This window comes from Leptolyngbya sp. FACHB-261 (assembly GCF_014696065.1).
GTDB lineage: Bacteria > Cyanobacteriota > Cyanobacteriia > FACHB-261 > FACHB-261 > FACHB-261.
Genome location: NZ_JACJPL010000018.1, coordinates 334,768 through 352,332 on the forward strand (window position 1 = coordinate 334,768; position 17,565 = coordinate 352,332).

Here is a 17,565-nt window from a genome sequence, read left to right on the forward strand (position 1 = left end):
CAAGCCAATGAAACAAACCAGTTCAATGGGTCAATCCAATAACCAATCAAACATCTATCACAATCACCAAATCGGCAATCGCATTGACGAGACGCACTGGATCTAGGGGCTTGGTGACATGCTTCTGAAAACCTGCCTCCAATACTCGTTGCTGATCTATTTCACTTGCGTAGGCAGTGAGCGCAATCGCGGGCACTTGTCCCCCTTGCTCAGGCCGCAATTGCCGAACTTGATCAATCAGCATGTAGCCATCCACTTCCGGCATGCCAATATCGCTGACTAAAATATCCGGCTGGCACTGAGCAAGAGCAATGAGTGCGGCCTGGGCCGATGGCACCGCAGTCACCACAGCTCCACTGCGCTCTAGCACAATAGCAACCAGCTCCCGGGTGTCGTCGTCATCGTCCACCACCAAGATTCGAATACCGGCTAAAGAGCGGTCAAGGTCAGGCCGTGGCGACGATTCAGACACTTTACCCTCCCGATTGCTCAGGGGCAGCCTGATCGTGAAGGTTGCGCCTTGGTCTTCGCCGGGGCTTTCTGCCTGAATCGTGCCCCCATGCAATTCGATGATGTGACGAGCAATTGCCAGACCCAAGCCTAGGCCGCCAAAGGTGCGAGTCGTCGCCGAATCGGCTTGGCGAAAAGAGTCAAAGATGTGAGGCAGAAAATCGGAACGGATGCCTTTGCCCGTGTCACTGATTTGAACGCGGGCCGTAGCATTTGTGTAGGTCAGAGCCACCTCGATTCTGCCTGTCGAGGGTGTGAATTTAATCGCATTGGCTAGCAAATTCCAGAAGACTTGTTGGAGACGATTGGCATCTCCAATAATTCGTTCTGGTCGAGGTTCAAGGGCGGTTTGTAATTGAATTGACTTTGATTCAGCGGCCAGACGCACCGTTTCCAGCGCCGCTAAGATCGTAACTGTCAGATCAACCGGAACCGCTTGCAGGATGAGTTTGCCCTGCAAAATTCGGGAGACGTCTAAAAGGTCTTCGATCAACTGCGAGAGAGATTGAGCATTGCGCTCGATTGTAGATAGCGCCTGGGCTGTTTTAGTATCATCAAATCGACCGGTTCGCAATAACCTAGCCCAACCAACAATTGGGTTGAGTGGGGTTCGCAATTCATGAGAGAGCACTGCTAAAAACTCATCCTTGATCCGGTTAGCAGATTCTGCTTGTTCGCGAGCTGTCTGCTCCCGTTTGAGTAACTGTTCTCGCTCTGTTTCTACCTGTTTCTGCTGGGTAATGTCTTCGTAGTAAACCGACAGCCCGGCTCTAGAAGGATAAGCCCGCACGCGAAACCAACTGTTCAACGTGGGATAAAATGCCTCAACTTCAATCGGCACCTGCTCGGCAACGGCGCGTTGATATTGATCGTAGAGAGCAGTCTCTACCGCTTCAGGAAGCACGTCCCAAATGACACGGCCTAGCAATTCTTGCCGCGTCTTTTGAACCATTTCGGCTGCTCGCTGATTGACGTAGGTGTAACGCCACTGGCGATCAAAAGCAGAGAAGCCATCGGTGATGCTCTCTAGGACATTGATCATCTGTCGATTGGAACTTTGCAGGGCAATCTCAGCCTGCTTGCGCTCGCTAATATCTTGAATCAAGGCCACAAAACCTACAACCTGCCCCTGCTCGCTCAAGCGGGGAATATAGGTGACGCTGACATAACGCATCTCGCCCGTTCTGCAGCGAATTTCAGACTCAAAACTAGCCTCCTGACCTGCGAGAGCCGCTTCAGCATAAGGACGAATCCGTTGCCAAGCAGCTTCTCCTAACACCTCTCGCAGATGCATGCCGTAGACTTCCGCACGGGGACGGCCAAACCATTCTTCGTAACCCCGATTGTTAAAGCGATAGCAGCAATTGGCATCAACAAAGGAAATCAGGACAGGCACTGCATCGGTGACTAGCTTCAGCTCCTCTTCTTTCTGCCGCAAGTTCTCTAGCAGGGTTTCCGCCTGGCGCCGGGCTTGTACTTGAGCCGTGACCTCAATGGCGTAGGATAGAACTGCTTCAATTTGCCCCTCAGCATCCCGCAGGGGTAGGTACACAATATTGAAGAAGCCCTCAACTAGATCGCCATTTCCTGTCGCATCCCAACGCGAAAGGCACTCGTCATAGCGCACAGTTTCACCAGTGCGGTAGACATGATCATGAACATCAAAGTACATCTGGCCCTCCGTTTCGGGGAACACCTCACGGTCGGTCTTGCCAATGATCTCCTCCGACCGTCCTGTAACTCTGAGAAAGGTGGGGTTGGCAAATTCAATGACCTGATCAGGCCCGGTCAAGACAGCGAACAGCGCCGGTAGCTGTGTAAAAATTTCCTTTAACCGCCTACGTTCGGTCTCTGCCTGTGCCCAGGCTGACTGTTCGCATTGCAGTAGGCGGTCGCGCTCGGCCTCGGCCTGCTTACGTTGGCTAATATCTTTGAAATAGGTAGACAACCCTGTAGGCGATGGGCAAAGACGAATCGCAAACCACTTCTCAAAGGTGGGATAAAATTCTTCGTACTCAATCGACACTTGCTCTGCCATAGCCTGACGGCAGAGGGCATAAGCTTGAGTCTCAAGCAATGAGGGGAACACCTCCCAGGCGCTTCTGCCTAGTAACTCAGCCCGAGCTTTCCCTAACAGTTTTTCTGCCTGCTTATTAACCAGCGTGTAGCGCCAAGCAGTGTCAACTTGCACCAAGGCGTCGGGCAATAGATCGAATACTTCCGCCAATTGTTGCTGTGCAACCGTCAACTCCTGCTGCGCAGCTTGCCGTACCTGCTCGGCCTCTACTCGCGCGGCCTGTTCAGCAATGAGCAGTTGTTGCAGTAACTGGTTCTGCTGCTGAGCTTGATCGGCAGATATCACTAATGACTGGAGTTGTTGACGCAGAGCTGCCACTTCCTCTAGAAGTCGCTGCCTGGTCATGTCCTGGTCCTTCATGGCTCGAACGCCGCTATGGCAATACCTGGAATTCTAGCCATCCACAAAGTTGGGCCTCGATGGAAAGCCTAGCAGTTGGCACAATTGGCTCTTAAGTCAACTGTAGGGTAAGCGTATTTACGATACTTTAAGGACGGCTGAAATAGGACAGACGCCTACACAGATCTTTAAGCTGAACTTGGTCTGAACTTGGTTGAGCTTGGCTGAATCGTTTATCAACGGCTCATTCACAAGACAGCTCTAGCTAGGGCACTTTCGGGCCCGTCAAAGGTTTTTCATCTTATCGAGGGCTTCTACCGCGTCGGGTCCGGTAGCTGCTTTAGCATTGCCATCTGGTCTTCTAGCAATTGCCTCTGCCACTTAGCGTTACGCTCTACGATCTCCAAAGCTTGGGCAGCCGTTGCTTCATCCAGTTGTCGGGTACGCAACACTTGGGTCCAACCCAGAATTGAGGTGAGTGCAGTGCGCAATTGATGGTCCAAGGCAGCACGTGCCTGGAAAGCATGGGCAGCAGAGCGAGGGCCAGGTCGTTGGCTCAACGAATGCATGGCATCTTGGGCTTGAACCTCAGCTTGAGAGGACCGCGTCCGCTGGTTTTGCGATTCTAATTGCACATAATCCATGACTATTTCAATTCTTACTAACGACAAGGATGGATTTAAAGGAGTTTAACCCTAAAGCATTTATCTATATTCTAGGAAACCACAAGCCCCAAGCCTTCGCCTTCAACCCAGGGCATGGACTCATCCCTAACCTAAAGCGTAGTTTCTGTCGTCCTGAACTGCCCTAGCTTGAGATACCCAGACCTGAGAGGGAGAACAGCAGCTAAATCTACTATCCAGGGGTGATTTCTAGATCTAGACTGGCTCTATCTCAATTAGCCCATCTTGATCAGTAAGGAGCAGAAACAAAGGGAAAGCTTCAGCGAGTGAAGCTTTCCTAATACCCTACATGTTCAGAGTTAAGCAATGGCGTCCGTTACAGGACTCCATCCACAGCTCTTTTCGCTCTGTCTTTGATATTTTCTTTGGTGTTGATCGCTTCGGCTTCGGCTTGCTTAGCCTGACCTTCGATCCGGTCTTCAGGGTTACCTGAAATTGCACCCCAAGCTTCTTGAGCCTTGCCTTCGAGGTTCTTGGCAATAGCCTTGGCTCTGTCTTCTGCGCTCATGGTTATCTCCGTTTTACTTATTTACCGTTTGCAAAGTTATGGTTTGTAAAAAGCTCGCAGTAGTGCTTTTTGGAACAAGCCTAAAAACAAGCTACAGGGCACTACGACGGGTGAGCAAACCAAACAGGAAAAGGAGCAAGCAGGCACCGGCAATTGCTACCAGGAAGCCTTGCAATGTAAAACCAGTGAAACTAATACCGAGCAGAGCGCTACCAACAAAACCGCCGACCAAGGCACCTACGATCCCTAAAATCATCGTGCCTAGAATGCCACCGCCCTGATAACCGGGGTAAATGGCCTTAGCAATTGCACCCGCGATCAGACCTAGTACAACCCAAGCAATAATGTTCATTACCGTAATTCCAATTGGGCATCTACAGTTAATAAATTAAACTGTGACAACCGCCACTGCGTTCCCTCACACGGCTTATCTCTCCCTCTATCTAAAGAATGGTCCCTAGAGCAATTTCTAAAGCAATTGTTAAGGGCATTATTAAGAGAAACAACAACTATACCCACAAGTAGGGGCTTGGCATTGCCAAGCCCCTATGCCTAATCCCATGCCAAGCCCTATGCCTAACTAGGACAAGGCGCTTATGGTTGCGCTTGAGTGATCGTGTGAGTGCTTGGGTGCGTTATACATGACCAGCAAAACTTCAGTTCGGCGAGTCTCTAGCCAATGAGCGGCTACTTAGAGTCCTGCTCCCTGCCAATCAGGGCTGTAATACTAGCAACCAGCAGATCGGGCTCCACGGGTTTGGAAATATGCTTCTGGAATCCGGCTTGCAAGGCTTGTTGCTGATTCATCTCACCTGCATAGGCCGTCAGGGCAATCGCCGGAATTTGCCCGCCCTGCTCTAGTGGTAACGCTCTCACTTGCCGGAGCAGCGTATAGCCGTCCATCTCTGGCATGCCAATGTCACTGACCAGCACGTCGGGTTTGGACTGAGTGAGGGCGACAAGTGCCTCCTGTGCTGAAGCCGCATTTGTGACCTGGGCACCATATTGCTCCAACAGGAAGGTAACAAACTCGCGTGTATCAGTATCGTCATCAACAACCAAAACCTGGACACCTTGCAAACTGGGTAATGACTGCGAGGATTGCTCTGTCTGATCGTCCGCTGAACCTAGGGGCAGAAGCGGTAATCTGACGGTAAATGTGGCGCCTAGCCCTTCACCGGGGCTGTCTGCCTCAACCGTGCCCCCATGTAATTCAACCAGATGCCGCACAATCGCCAAGCCTAAACCCAAACCGCCAAACTTGCGCGTGGTCGCGCTATCCGCTTGCCGGAAGTAGTCGAACACGTAGGGCAAAAACTCTGCAGGAATGCCCTTGCCGTTGTCGCGAACGGTGATTTGAGCCTGACGCTCTGCTTGCACGAGCCGCACCTCAACCCGACCCCCGCTAGGCGTGAACTTAACGGCATTGGACACTAGATTCCAGACCACCTGCTGCAAGCGGGTGGCATCGCCAGAGACAGAGCTGACGTTCGCATCCAGGCTGACCTCCACCTCAATCGCTTTAGCTTCTGCAGCTAGCCGCACCGTCTCCAGTGCCGCTCTAATTGTCGCTGCCAGGTTGATGGGAGTGACATTGAGGCTGAGCTTGCCTTGCAGAATGCGGGAGACATCGAGCAAGTCCTCAATCAGTTCTGATTGCAACTTGGCATTGCGCTCGATGGTGGCTAGAGCTATTGCCGTCTTCGCTGCGTCTAGCTTGCGGGTTTGGAGCAGTCTTGACCAGCCCAAGATGGGGTTGAGCGGCGAGCGCAACTCATGCGATAGCACCGCCAAAAACTCGTCCTTAATTCGACTGGCTTGCCGCAATTGTTCAGCTTGTTGTTGGATAGAGGCAATCAGGTTCGTCCGATCAATCGCAATCGCAATCTGGTCACAGGTGGATTGCAACAAGTCAATCTCTTCGCGGGTAAAGTGAGTGCGGGTAAAACTGCCAAAGGAGAGCGACCCCAATGAGCGCCCTTGAGCAATTAACGGCTGACAGGCATAAGCCGTAATTCCCAATGAGTAGATAAATTGCGCGTGGGGATGGCTAGCAATTTGCGCTTGGTCAAGGACGATTTGCCGGTGTTCTTGTACGGCCGACCCGCAAAGGTATTCACCAAATTCAATCCACTCGATTGACTGCGCCACTTCCTCAGAGACGCCCTCATAATTTTTCAGATGCAATATCTGACGGCCGTCTTTTTCTTCCACCAGAAAGTTGTAGTAGCAATGCAGTTCTAGTTGCGCTGAGAGTTTGCTGAACAAGTTGTGCATCAGCGCCAGGGGTTGTTCAGTTGCGAGTAAATCACTGGTCGTGTCATACAGCAACTGGAAGCGTTCATTGGCCTGCCGCTGTGCGGTTCTGTCTTGCAAAATCTTGACAAACCCCTGTACATTACCCGCTTCATCCTGCAATGGCATCAGTAAACCACTCGCCCAAAAGCAGCTACCATCTTTGCGAATATGCCAGCGTTCATTTTCCGCCCGACCCTGAGTGAGAGTAGTTTGCCTTTCCCATTCAGCTTGTCCCTGTGCCTTGTCTTCTGGTGTGAAGATTAAGCGGCTATTGCAGCCGATTGCCTCTGCTTCTGGGTAGCCCAAAAGCCTTTCTGCTCCGGAGTTCCAACTAACAATGGTGCCATTGAGATCGAGAGTGAAGATCGCGTAATCCTTGGCACTGTCAATCATCAGACGCAGGCGAGATTCGCTTTGGCGCAGGGCTACTTCCGCCTGTTTGCGATCGGTGATATCTACAGCAGCTCCAGTCAGATACACTGGCTCACCGTTTTGATTGCAAACGACCCTGCCTCGATCCCGCAGCCAGCGCACTGTGCCATCAGGACGAACAATTCTGATTTCGGTATCGTATAGACCTTGCTCTCGAAGGTTCTGCTCAAGCGCTCGCGCAACTTGGGCACGGTCTTCGGGGTGAACCCGCGACATAAAATCGTCTAGCGGTTGCGTAGACATCTGGGCTTCTAAGCCTAAAATTCGATTCAGGTTGGCATCGCGTCTGTCCTGATTGGTTTGCAAATCCACGCGCCAAGTCCCCATATCAGCAGCAGAGAGGGCAGAGCGTAGATGGTCCTCACTCTCGGATAAGGCCGCCTCAATTCGTTTGCGTTCAGTAATATCGAGAAAGGCAGCCAGTGAGCCTCGACAATGACCTTGCTCATCTAATAAGGGGACAGCATAGCCAAACAAATTGAAGGCCGCTCCATCCCCTCGGACGATATCAACTTCGATGTCTTTCAATTCAACTTGGTGAATCGCAGCGTAGCGCAGAGGCAATTCGTCGGCATCGAGTTGTTTGCCGTTTTGAAAGACTTTGTATGCAGGGCGAGGGCTGTCCGATGGCGTGTAGGAAACGTTGTTTTCGGTTGAGAAGCCCAAAATCTTAGCGAAAGCAGGATTGGCTTTGACTTGCTCAAATTTAGGATCTTGAGTCATGAGGATGCCAATCGGAATCATCTCAAACAGGGTTTGCAATTCATCGACTCGATTTTGCAAGTCCCGGTTCAGAGTGGCAATCGCTCGTCCCCGATGTTCTAGCGTTTCTGCCATCTCGTCAAAAGCACGAGCCAGTTGACCCAGTTCTCCTGGTTCGTTCTCAAATCCAGTCCGCGCACTCAGATCCCCTCTGCGGAGCTGCTGAGTTGTTTTGACCAACGACTTCACTTTTTGGATGAGGAATACATCGCCGCCAACCCAGGCAGCGGCTAGTGCCAAAATTGTCACCGCTCCCAGACTGATCAGGTTCTCCACTAAAAGCTGATTTGCTCCCGCAAAGGCGATCGCCTGAGGAATGCCAATTCTGACATGGACATCCCGATTTACCGGGTCATTGCCCAAGGCTGTAAACGCATAGAGCCGCTTGACTCCGTCTAAACTAATGGCCTCAGTCGTGCCCTCGGTTTGGCTCAAAACCGCTTGAGTCATTGGAGCATTTGGCACCGCTTTTCCAACCCAGTTCTGAGAATCTGGGTGCCGCACCAGAATCGTTCCCTTGCGATCCACCACCGTCACAATTGATCCTTCTGGTAGCTGCACCTCTGCTGCCAGTTGCTCTAGCCAAGCCAGGTCCAGTGCTGCAATCACGAGAGATTGTACCTGTCCCGCTTCATTCAAAATGGGATAGCCAAAATTGAGGGTTGCCTTGCCCGTCACTCGACCAATCTGATATTCACCAATCGCAAAATCACGCGTGTCACGAGCAAGTTGAAAATAGGAGCGGTCGGCTACATTAACCTGCTGCTGAGTTAAGGGAGCACTGCAAATCCAATTACCCTTTGCATCTACCACCCCAAAGCCAGTATAAGCAGGGTAATTTTCAAGCAGTTTAGCCAGCAGACGATTGCAATCGGCATTCCCCTCCCGGAGTTGCGGCAGCTCAGACAGGGCAATCAGCAGTTGGCGCGTTCCTTCGGTTGCTTGCTTTTGATTGGCAGCTGCAAACTTTGTATAGCGCAGCAGATTTTCCCGCACTCGGCTTTCTGCATACCGCCGCTGCATGGAAGCCGAGTGCAGAACCAACCCCAACGCCGGAATGACCGCCAGCAGCACCAGCAGCACCAAGCGCGCCCGCAGGCTAGATAAGAAGGTGTGACGCGGCCAAGAGCGCATTGTTTAACCGAGTCCCCCTTCTAGTGCTTGATTAAGGCGGCAATTGCGTTGACTAGGGCCTCTGGCTCTACGGGTTTAGAAATATGCTGCTGAAAGCCTGCTTGCAAGGCTTGTTGCTGGTTGAACTCTCCAGCATAGGCGGTTAAGGCAATCGCTGGAATCTTTTGGCCTGCTTCTAATGCCCTTACCCGTTGCAGCAGCATATAGCCATCCATCTCTGGCATGCCGATATCGCTCAGTAAGATGTCTGGTTTGGCCTGGGCTAACGCTTGTAAGGCTTCGACTGCAGATGCTGCAGTGCTGACATTGGCTCCAGCTTGCTCTAGCACCAAAGCAGTGAGATCCCTGGTATCGGTGTCGTCATCCACCACCAACACTTGCACGCCCTGTAAATCGAGCGCGGGCTCGGATAATTCATCCTGCTCGTTCACGCTCGGCTGCTTGGACATGAGCGGCAACTTCACGGTAAATGTGGCGCCTAGCCCTTCACCGGGGCTGTCTGCCTCAACCGTGCCCCCATGTAATTCAACCAGATGCCGCACAATCGCCAAGCCTAAACCCAAACCGCCAAACTTGCGCGTGGTCGCGCTATCCGCTTGCCGGAAGTAGTCGAACACGTAGGGCAAAAACTCTGCAGGAATGCCCTTGCCGTTGTCGCGAACGGTGATTTGAGCCTGACGCTCTGCTTGCACGAGCCGCACCTCAACCCGACCCCCGCTAGGCGTGAACTTAACGGCATTGGACACTAGATTCCAGACCACCTGCTGCAAGCGGGTGGCATCGCCAGAGACAGAGCTGACGTTCGCATCCAGGCTGACCTCCACCTCAATCGCTTTAGCTTCTGCAGCTAGCCGCACCGTTTCCAGTGCCGCTCTAATTGTCGCTGCCAGGTTGATGGGAGTGACATTGAGGCTGAGCTTGCCTTGCAGAATGCGGGAGACATCGAGCAAGTCCTCAATCAGTTCCGATTGCAACTTGGCATTGCGCTCGATGGTGGCCAGAGCTATTGCCGTCTTCGCTGCGTCTAGCTTGCGGGTTTGGAGCAGTCTTGACCAGCCCAAGATGGGGTTGAGCGGCGAGCGCAACTCATGCGATAGCACTGCCAAAAACTCATCTTTGAGCCGGTTTGCTGTCTCTGCTTCTTCCCGTGACGCTTCTGCTGCTGAGCGCGCTTGCTGTTCGGCTGCGTATAGCCGTGTATTCTCAACGGCGACGGATGCCATCTGCGCAAGCTGCACCAAGATCGATTCGTCGCTGGCAGTAAACTCCCCTCCGTATTTGTCCGAAAGCTGGATCAAGCCGATGTTACGTCCGTCTCGTTCGACCAAGGGGGCTGCCAACCAGCCTCGCATGGGAGGATGCTTGTCTGCTGCGTTGCCAAAGCCTTGCCAGCTAGGATGGGCTTCCAGTTCGGCTTGCGTCATGCGCATGGGGCGATTTAGATGGCACACGCAAGCGTAGATGCCAGAGCCATCTGTCTTTTCATCGTAGTCTCGCCAAGCCGCGTACTTATCTGACAGGTGAACGGCGTTGATTGCTTGAGCCCAGTTCTGGTCAATAGTTAGGCTAATAACCGATTGATGAGCCCCAATGATCGAAGCGGCCTGCTCGATAATTACTTGCAGAACTTCTTCCACCGAAAGGGCAGAATTGACGGCTAGGGCTGCGGTGGTGAGTCCCTGCAACTGGTTGGCATAGTGTCTTTCCTTGGCAAGAAGTTGTTCCCGTTCCGCTTCGACGCGCTTGCGCTCGCTGATGTCGATAATAAATTCCACGCCTTCCGTTCCGTTGAGGCGCGATGCGGCAAATAATCCCCACCAGCGTGACCCATCTTTGCGGATGTATTCTTTTTCGTAAGGCGTTGTGCGTCCCAGAGTTAAAAACTCCTGGACTGCTCTGTGAGAGGCGGGCATCCACTCTGGTGGTGTCAGTTTGTCCCACCGCACTCGTCCTTGCTCAAAATCCTCTCGGTTGTAGCCACTCATGCGCAGAAACGCATCGTTGGCGTCGCCAATGACGCCCTCGGTTCTAAAGAAAATCACGCCGACGGTTTCGATGGCGATCGCCCGTTGTAGCCGCTCTTCTGAGACCCGCAGGGCTTCTTCCGCCTGCTTGCGAGCGGTGATGTCAACGGCAGCTCCGTAAACCACCTGTTCTTCTGGGTACGGCTGTGCATTCCAGAGTAACCAGCGGTAGGAGCCGTCTTTGTGGCGGTAACGGTTTTCAAACGCGAAGGTTTGGTTGCCGGAAAAAAGACTGTCGATTTCAGAAATAGAGGTGTTGATGTCGTCTGGGTGGACAAACTCAGCCCAGGGATGAGCGACCAGTTCACCCATGGTCCAGCCGAGTATGCGTTCAAAGGTTGGGCTGATCCATTGGAAATAACCGTCCAGGCCAGTGATCACTCGCAAGTCTGCACCGACTGCGAGAAACCGTTCGCGTTCCTGCTCAAACTGTTTACGCTCGGTGATCGTTTCGGCAATCCCGGCCAGATACAGTAGCTCGCCTTGGTCGTCATAGACCGGAAAGCCGCGATCGTGAATCCAGACGATCGAGCCATCCGGGCGAATCACGCGATACTCTTGGCTAAAACCGCCCTGAATACACTGCTGCCACCCGGCTTGGATGCGTTCGCGATCATCAGGATGAATAGATTCAACGAAGCGGCTTAGGTCTGTGTAGATTTCACTGGCCGAGCGCCCCCATACCTGCTCAAAAGAAGGGCTGACGTAAATCAGACGATACTCATCAGCAGCAGTAATCCAAATGACATCATTGCTGTTCTCGGCAAAGCTCCTGAAGCGGGCTTCACTTTCGCGCAGGGCAGCTTCGGCTCGGGCACGTTCCAACTTCATCCAGAATCGGTTTGCCAATTCGCGCATCAATTCGATTTCGTCGGTACGCCAGTTGTAAGGCGATTGATGATAGACACCAAAGCTAAATTGCCACTCGTTGTCTCTACTTAAAGGGACATTAATAAACGCACCAATTTTCAGGGTGGCAAATTTCTGTTCGTCGACGATTGACGAGGGAGCAGCAACGTCACGAACAACGACAGTTTGCCCGACTTTGATCGCTTGCAAAAACTGGTCACAGACAAACTCAGGCAGGGAATAAACGCCAACTAAGCTAGGTACATCCTCCTGATGCCAATCGCAATCCACTACTGCTTCCTTTGCCCTCTCGTTAATTGCAACAAAGGCGCAGATGGAAGCATTGAGATAACGATTGAGGTGTTCGCCAACCGTTTGGATAACCTCGCTCACACTGCTCGCTCCAATCAGACCTTGACTGACATCGGCGAGAAATTCGGCATTCAATTCTGCCCGTTTGCGTTCGTCTTCAACACGCTTTTGTTCGGTAATGTCCCGCGAGATGCACAACAACTGTTCAACCTGCCCCTCTGCCCCCCGAATCGCAGTGAGCTTGACATCCCAGCACTTCGGTTCACCTGCCAGGGTGGGAGAATAACCTTGAAATCTGCCCACGCCACCTGCTTTTGCCGTATCAAGAGCATTCAGCGCAGCTTGCCGGTCAGCGCCTTGCCAAAACTCAACCCAAGAACAGTTGAGTAGTGAGGTCGGGTCCTGGATACCTATCAAGGCCTGTCCCCTTGGATTCATATACAGGAGCCGCCCTGAAAAATCTAAAACCTTGATGCAGTCATCGCTGCTATCCAGGACTTGCCGATTGAATTCTTCACTTTGGCGCAACGACGTTTCGGCTCGTTTCTGCTTCGTCTGGAGTTCTTGCTCTCGCTGCAAGGCGTCCTGATCTTTCTGACGCTGATGCATACGCTGCAAAGCGGCAGCAGTAAAGCCTGAAAGACTAGTCATCAACCGTTGATCTTCCCGGTCAAACTGTCGCTGCTTATGGTGAGAAACCAGCCAAAGGGTGCCGAGCTGTTGATTGTTCACATAGAGCGGCAAAAGCAGTCCCTCAACGATGGGAAACTGCGGATGGTGTAAGTAGGTGTAATAGCGTTCAGGATGGGCATAGAGTTGCGGCTGTCCGCAACGAATCGTCGTGCCACAAGGACTAAAGTTGCCTGGCGTAGTTGTTTGTTCTAGGAATTCTAAGGCACCAGCAATGGCTATCCAGCGAAAGGCAGTGGTGCCATCGGCTAAAGTCTCTAACAAGCTGATGCCAGCCGTGTCAGCTCGACAGAGATCCCTGGCAATCTCAACCAGGGTTTTGAGCATGGACTGCGGGTCGTCCATCAGGTGTTGAGCGAGGGTTCGGAGCGCTTGGTTTTCTGCGGCCAAGTCCGGCTGTCTGGCCGGACGAGCCGCCAGTGCTGCTGTAATCAGGACATCGGCTTCAGTAATTTCCTGAGGACTGTGGAGTAAGCCCTCGCCTGAAGGGACATCGCCCTGGAAAGGCTTAGAGGACAACGGATCGGTCATGTAGTCTTGCCCTTACCCTGAGAAGTCTCTAGTGAGCAGGTCTCCACCGCAATCGCCCATTTGGTAGAGCAATGCTTCAGCCCGATTCAATGCTAACGGTAAGGACCTGTATGGCGGTTCTTCAAGACGTGATAGAGGCACCCAGTAAGTTGAATTGCTACCCCTCCCGGCCTCCCGCTAAAAGGAGGAGCCCAACCTCTCCCGGCCTCCCCTTGCTAAAGGGAGGAGACATCAATTCTCAACCTCCCCTTGGCAAGGGGAGGGGCCGTAGGCGGTGGGGTTTAGTCGTTAATTGGCTTAATGATTAAGCTGAACCACGGCTTTGTTTAAGATGCTGGCATCCTCGCGCCATTCGCGGATGGTTTCGCGGCTCTGTTGTTGGGCAGTGGCTTGTTCGGCTTGGTGATAACAGAGACGACCTAAGGCAGCGATAACCGTAGACAGACCGTAGCGTTGCATTAGCACGATCAAAATGTTCAAATCGCTGTCGTCAAATTTGGGTTTGGCTGGCTGGTTCATAGGAGATGGGTCTCCTGTTTTTGAGCCAAAAGCTTGCACATTGGCGTTGTGCTCCTAGGAAAGTGTGAGTGGGAAAAATGTGAATGGGGTTTGGAGGGGCAACCTTTGCAGATTGCCCCGGCGCTTCAATTTCTAGGTCCCTGCCTGACCCACATAAGGTATGGGGTGCCCCGACCGAGTGCTAAACTCCGTCGTAGCCTGTGGGCTGGAGATCAACCAGCTTAGAGGTCAGTCGCCTAGGGTTGTACTAGCGATCCTAGGCGGCGTTTTGATATTGAACTAGCTGACACAATAGGGCAAAGCTTCAGGTTTTGCCAGCCGTTTTTTGCCAGCCGTTTTGCTAGGGATGTTCTGCTAGGGATTTGTCAGTTCTGGTCAATTGTCAGCAGTGGCGCGGTCACTCATCAAGCGACCATCCTCCATATGCACAATGCGATCAGCGACATCCAAAATGCGATTGTCGTGCGTGACCAGCAGAATTGTGCAGCCCTGCCCTTTGGCTAACTTCTGCATAATCTCGACCACATCCCGACCGGACTTGCTATCTAAAGCGGCAGTCGGTTCATCAGCCAAAACCAACTGGGGATGGCTCACCAAGGCGCGGGCAATCGCCACCCGCTGCTTCTGACCCCCAGAAAGATTCTCCGGGTAATATTCCACACGATTGCCCAGTCCCACCGCTTCTAGCATTGCGGCGGCGCGGGGTTTGCGCTCACTCACTGGAATCTGTTTGTGCAACTTGAGCGAGATTGCCACGTTTTCCCAAGCCTTCAGGCACTTAAGCAAATTGTGAGCTTGAAAGATAAAACCAATCTGACTTCTGACCTGGATTAACTGACGCTGACTGGTGTTATTTAACTCCTGTCCCAGAATCTTGAGGCTACCTGCTTGCAGTGAACGCAAGGCACCAATCAGCGTCAGCAATGTGGTTTTGCCACTGCCAGAGGGACCGGTGAGAATCACAATTTCGCCAGAGTGAATATCGAGATTGACATCGATTAGTACCGGCTTTTGCAAGGCCCCAGTGCCAAAAGCATGGTTGAGGTCGCGAATTGAAATTACAGGAGACATTCAGCACCTCACCCTAAAATACATCGGCTGGATCAGCGGAACGGAGCTTACCTGAAGCAATCGCCGCCGACATCATGCACATCACAATCGTGAGCAGAAAAACCGTCAGGGCAATCTCAGGACTCATCACCAATTCCAAGCGGGTTAAGCCACCCAAAAAGCCATACATCCACAGCGAAACCGTGAGCCCAGGCACGAAACCCAAGACCGCCAGAATACCGGCTTCTTGAAAAATTACTGCCAGCAGCGACCAATCGCTGTAGCCCATTGCTTTGAGCGTGGCGTATTCGGCTAAGTGATCATTGACATCGGCGTAGAGCACTTGATAGACGATTACCACGCCAACAATCAAGCCCATAATCGTGCCGAAACCGAAGATCGGACCCACCGCAGTCGATTCTTGAAACTGCAATTCCTTGGCAATTAATTCTTCGTGGGTATAGGCTTTGACACCGGGAACATACTTTTCAATGCCTGCTTTCACCGCCCCTGGATCGGCACCCGGCTCCAAGGTCACCACGCCCACACTGACTTGCTTGAGCCGACTGGCACCAAACAGCTCAGCATAAGTCGCCTCACTCATTACCAAGTTACCGCCGCCCAAAAAGAAGGAGTTGCCCAAGCTAAATAAACCAATCACCGAGACGCGCTGGTTATTCACAATCGCGGTCACACTGCCCTTCTCAGCAAACAGTTGAGGAATCGGGCCAAAATCGGGTTTTGCTAACCGATCAAACAAAACACTCTTAGGAACCGTGAGCTGCTGCTGTTGCTGATTTAGCTCTGGAATATCGAAAACCATCTGAGCAGGATTAAACGCATAAACCCGAGCTTCAAACGATTTATGCTCCTGGCTATAGGCCCAAGGCGTCCCCGTGCTCATATAGACCGGCGTAGTCAGCGCCACCCCTTCAATTGAGGCTGCTTGATACAAACGAATGCGATCAAAGCCATTGGAGCCCAAAAATTCGGCACTGGGATTGAGCAGAAACAAATCCCCTTTCATACTTTTGGGCAGCGTGGTTGCGCCACCGCTAAACAGCGACAAGAAGCCCAATTGCATAAAGATCAAGACATTGGCAAAGGCAATGCCGCCCATTGCCACCGCCAGACGCACTTTCTGGTGGGACAACTGTGCCCAAGCCAGTGGTCGCTCACCACTTGAATTCGATTGAGAATTTGATTCGGGATTTGATTTGAGCTTAAATTTGAAACTCAATTTAGCAGGCAAATCGAACGGCAAAAGTTTCATAAGTCAGGTTTAGGTCCAGCTCAGTTTTGAATTGCTAGATATCACCCCTCTCAGCCTCCCCTTGCTAAGGGGAGGAGAAGTAGGTAGTGGAGTCGTGCTTTGTAGCTCTCAACAATTGACCTCTCCCAACCCCCCCTTAGCAAGGGGAGGTGCCGCAGGCGGTGGAGTTCCGATCGGTATTAGAAACACAATCAGAACCCGCTTCAACGATTCAGTTGAGCGATGGCAGCAGTAGATCTAGGCTGAGAATTTCGCTGAGCCCTAGGTTGATTTTTAGCTGGGTTCTGCGACGCCAGATCCAACTTGACCCGCACCTGAATATTGGTGAGAGCGGCCACTTTAGAGTTGTCGTCCGGGTCAATGCGAATTTTGACGGCAACAATGCGCTCGTTCTGGTCAGTGGTTGGGCTGCCTGCGCCGTCACCGCCCGCAGAATCCTGGCCCTGGAGCATCTTTCTGCCGACTTGCAAACTCACCTGCTCCACCGTGCCCTGCACCTCACCGCTAAAGCCGCCATACTCGCTGGTAATCGTGGCTCGCTGCCCTTGACGCACTTTGTTCACATCTGTCTCAGATACTTCGGCAACGGCAAACATTTGGCCGGTTTGCGCCAGTTCCACAATGCCCTGACTGGTATTGACCTGCTCGCCAATGCGCGTGTTGATGCGCAAAATTTGTCCGGCCACCGGCACTCGCACCCGCACATCTTCCAGATCGGCTCTGACCTGTTCGACTGCCAGCTTGGCTTTTGAGAGCTGGGCTTGGGCAATTTCGACATCCACTGGGCGCACCTCGCGCAACTCCGCTAGCTCTGCCCTTTCCTGCTGGATTTCGGCTCGCAGGGTCATGATCGTCTGCTCCAGATCGGCTTGTCGCTCTGCCAGCACCGCCTGAGCCGTTGCCAAGTCCCGCTGCGCCTCATCCTGGTTGGCCCGCGAAATCGCCCCTTCCTGCACCAAGGCTTGCCGACGCTCGTAGGTCAATTGGGCTTCGCGTAATGTGGCCTCAGCACTGGCAATCGCCGCTTTTTTCTGCTTAGTCTCAGCTCGTAGTTGCGCTTCCAGACGCGCAATCGTTGCCTGCTGAGCCAGGAGTTGGCCCTGCTTGGCCTCGCCCTGCTGCACCCTCACCAGTTCCGCCTGCCGCAAGCGCACCTCCGCCTGGGCATCCAGCAAATCCACCTGCCGCCGGTCAATGCCCTGCAAAATGGCAATCACCTGATTGGCTTTGACCCGGTCGCCTTCCTTTACCAAAATGGCGTTGACGCGGCTGTCCTGGGCATTGGGAACCGATAGTTTGATCACCTCGCCCTCAGGTTCAATGCGGCCTAACGCCACGACCGCCGCGACTGGAGCCACAGTGACCGCAGTAGGAGAATTTTGCGCTTTCACACCACAAGCAGCACACAGACCGATCAAGCCTAAAAGGACAGTGAGTTGCCGAAGTTGGGCCATGACTGGTTAATTCCTGGTTATCGTCTTGCGACTTGATTGAGTAGCTGATTGAGCCCTTAGTTAGGTTCCTACTTGAGCCCTTGATTAGGCCCTTGATTGAGTTCTTAATTAAGTCATTAC

10 protein-coding genes are annotated in these 17,565 nt (G+C 52.6%); all 10 read right to left on the reverse strand.

Annotated features, from left to right (window positions below; translation table 11 throughout):
- Positions 1 to 46: 46 nt before the first annotated feature.
- Positions 47 to 2,947 (reverse strand): hybrid sensor histidine kinase/response regulator, encoded by a 2,901-nt coding sequence (locus H6F94_RS10875; RefSeq protein WP_190802236.1) that lies wholly within the window; start codon positions 2,945 to 2,947, stop codon positions 47 to 49.
- Positions 2,948 to 3,240: 293 nt separating this feature from the next.
- The gene (locus H6F94_RS10880; RefSeq protein ID WP_190802237.1) at positions 3,241 to 3,570 is read right to left on the reverse strand and encodes a histidine kinase dimerization/phospho-acceptor domain-containing protein; all 330 of its coding nucleotides are present in this window, start codon (positions 3,568 to 3,570) and stop codon (positions 3,241 to 3,243) included.
- A gap of 355 nt (positions 3,571 to 3,925) precedes the next feature.
- Positions 3,926 to 4,117, reverse strand: coding sequence for a CsbD family protein (locus H6F94_RS10885; protein WP_190802238.1), 192 nt, complete (start codon positions 4,115 to 4,117; stop codon positions 3,926 to 3,928).
- A gap of 91 nt (positions 4,118 to 4,208) precedes the next feature.
- The gene (locus H6F94_RS10890; RefSeq protein ID WP_190802239.1) at positions 4,209 to 4,469 is read right to left on the reverse strand and encodes a GlsB/YeaQ/YmgE family stress response membrane protein; all 261 of its coding nucleotides are present in this window, start codon (positions 4,467 to 4,469) and stop codon (positions 4,209 to 4,211) included.
- Positions 4,470 to 4,804: 335 nt separating this feature from the next.
- Complete coding sequence (locus tag H6F94_RS10895; protein ID WP_190802240.1) at positions 4,805 to 8,743, reverse strand: PAS domain S-box protein; 3,939 nt, start codon at positions 8,741 to 8,743, stop codon at positions 4,805 to 4,807.
- A 20-nt stretch (positions 8,744 to 8,763) separates the two neighbouring features.
- Positions 8,764 to 13,149: a PAS domain S-box protein gene (locus tag H6F94_RS10900; RefSeq protein ID WP_190802241.1), complete on the reverse strand. Its 4,386-nt coding sequence runs from the start codon at positions 13,147 to 13,149 to the stop codon at positions 8,764 to 8,766.
- A gap of 297 nt (positions 13,150 to 13,446) precedes the next feature.
- On the reverse strand, positions 13,447 to 13,668 hold the full coding sequence (locus H6F94_RS10905; RefSeq protein ID WP_190802242.1) for a hypothetical protein: 222 nt from the start codon (positions 13,666 to 13,668) through the stop codon (positions 13,447 to 13,449).
- A 375-nt stretch (positions 13,669 to 14,043) separates the two neighbouring features.
- Positions 14,044 to 14,739, reverse strand: a complete 696-nt coding sequence (locus tag H6F94_RS10910) for a DevA family ABC transporter ATP-binding protein (protein WP_190802243.1) — start codon at positions 14,737 to 14,739, stop codon at positions 14,044 to 14,046.
- Positions 14,740 to 14,752: 13 nt separating this feature from the next.
- Complete coding sequence (gene devC / locus H6F94_RS10915; RefSeq protein WP_190802244.1) at positions 14,753 to 15,991, reverse strand: ABC transporter permease DevC; 1,239 nt, start codon at positions 15,989 to 15,991, stop codon at positions 14,753 to 14,755.
- A 203-nt stretch (positions 15,992 to 16,194) separates the two neighbouring features.
- The gene (locus H6F94_RS10920) at positions 16,195 to 17,445 is read right to left on the reverse strand and encodes an HlyD family efflux transporter periplasmic adaptor subunit (protein ID WP_190802245.1); all 1,251 of its coding nucleotides are present in this window, start codon (positions 17,443 to 17,445) and stop codon (positions 16,195 to 16,197) included.
- Between the last annotated feature and the right edge of the window lie 120 nt (positions 17,446 to 17,565).

Coding starts and splice junctions, on each gene's coding strand:
- H6F94_RS10900 (WP_190802241.1), bottom strand. CDS start 13,149: ATGACCGATCCGTTGTCCTCTAAGCCTTTCCAGGGCGATGTCCCTTCA.
- H6F94_RS10880 (WP_190802237.1), bottom strand. CDS start 3,570: ATGGATTATGTGCAATTAGAATCGCAAAACCAGCGGACGCGGTCCTCT.
- H6F94_RS10910 (WP_190802243.1), bottom strand. CDS start 14,739: ATGTCTCCTGTAATTTCAATTCGCGACCTCAACCATGCTTTTGGCACT.
- H6F94_RS10895 (WP_190802240.1), bottom strand. CDS start 8,743: ATGCGCTCTTGGCCGCGTCACACCTTCTTATCTAGCCTGCGGGCGCGC.
- H6F94_RS10885 (WP_190802238.1), bottom strand. CDS start 4,117: ATGAGCGCAGAAGACAGAGCCAAGGCTATTGCCAAGAACCTCGAAGGC.
- H6F94_RS10875 (WP_190802236.1), bottom strand. CDS start 2,947: ATGAAGGACCAGGACATGACCAGGCAGCGACTTCTAGAGGAAGTGGCA.
- H6F94_RS10905 (WP_190802242.1), bottom strand. CDS start 13,668: ATGAACCAGCCAGCCAAACCCAAATTTGACGACAGCGATTTGAACATT.
- H6F94_RS10920 (WP_190802245.1), bottom strand. CDS start 17,445: ATGGCCCAACTTCGGCAACTCACTGTCCTTTTAGGCTTGATCGGTCTG.
- devC (WP_190802244.1), bottom strand. CDS start 15,991: ATGAAACTTTTGCCGTTCGATTTGCCTGCTAAATTGAGTTTCAAATTT.
- H6F94_RS10890 (WP_190802239.1), bottom strand. CDS start 4,469: ATGAACATTATTGCTTGGGTTGTACTAGGTCTGATCGCGGGTGCAATT.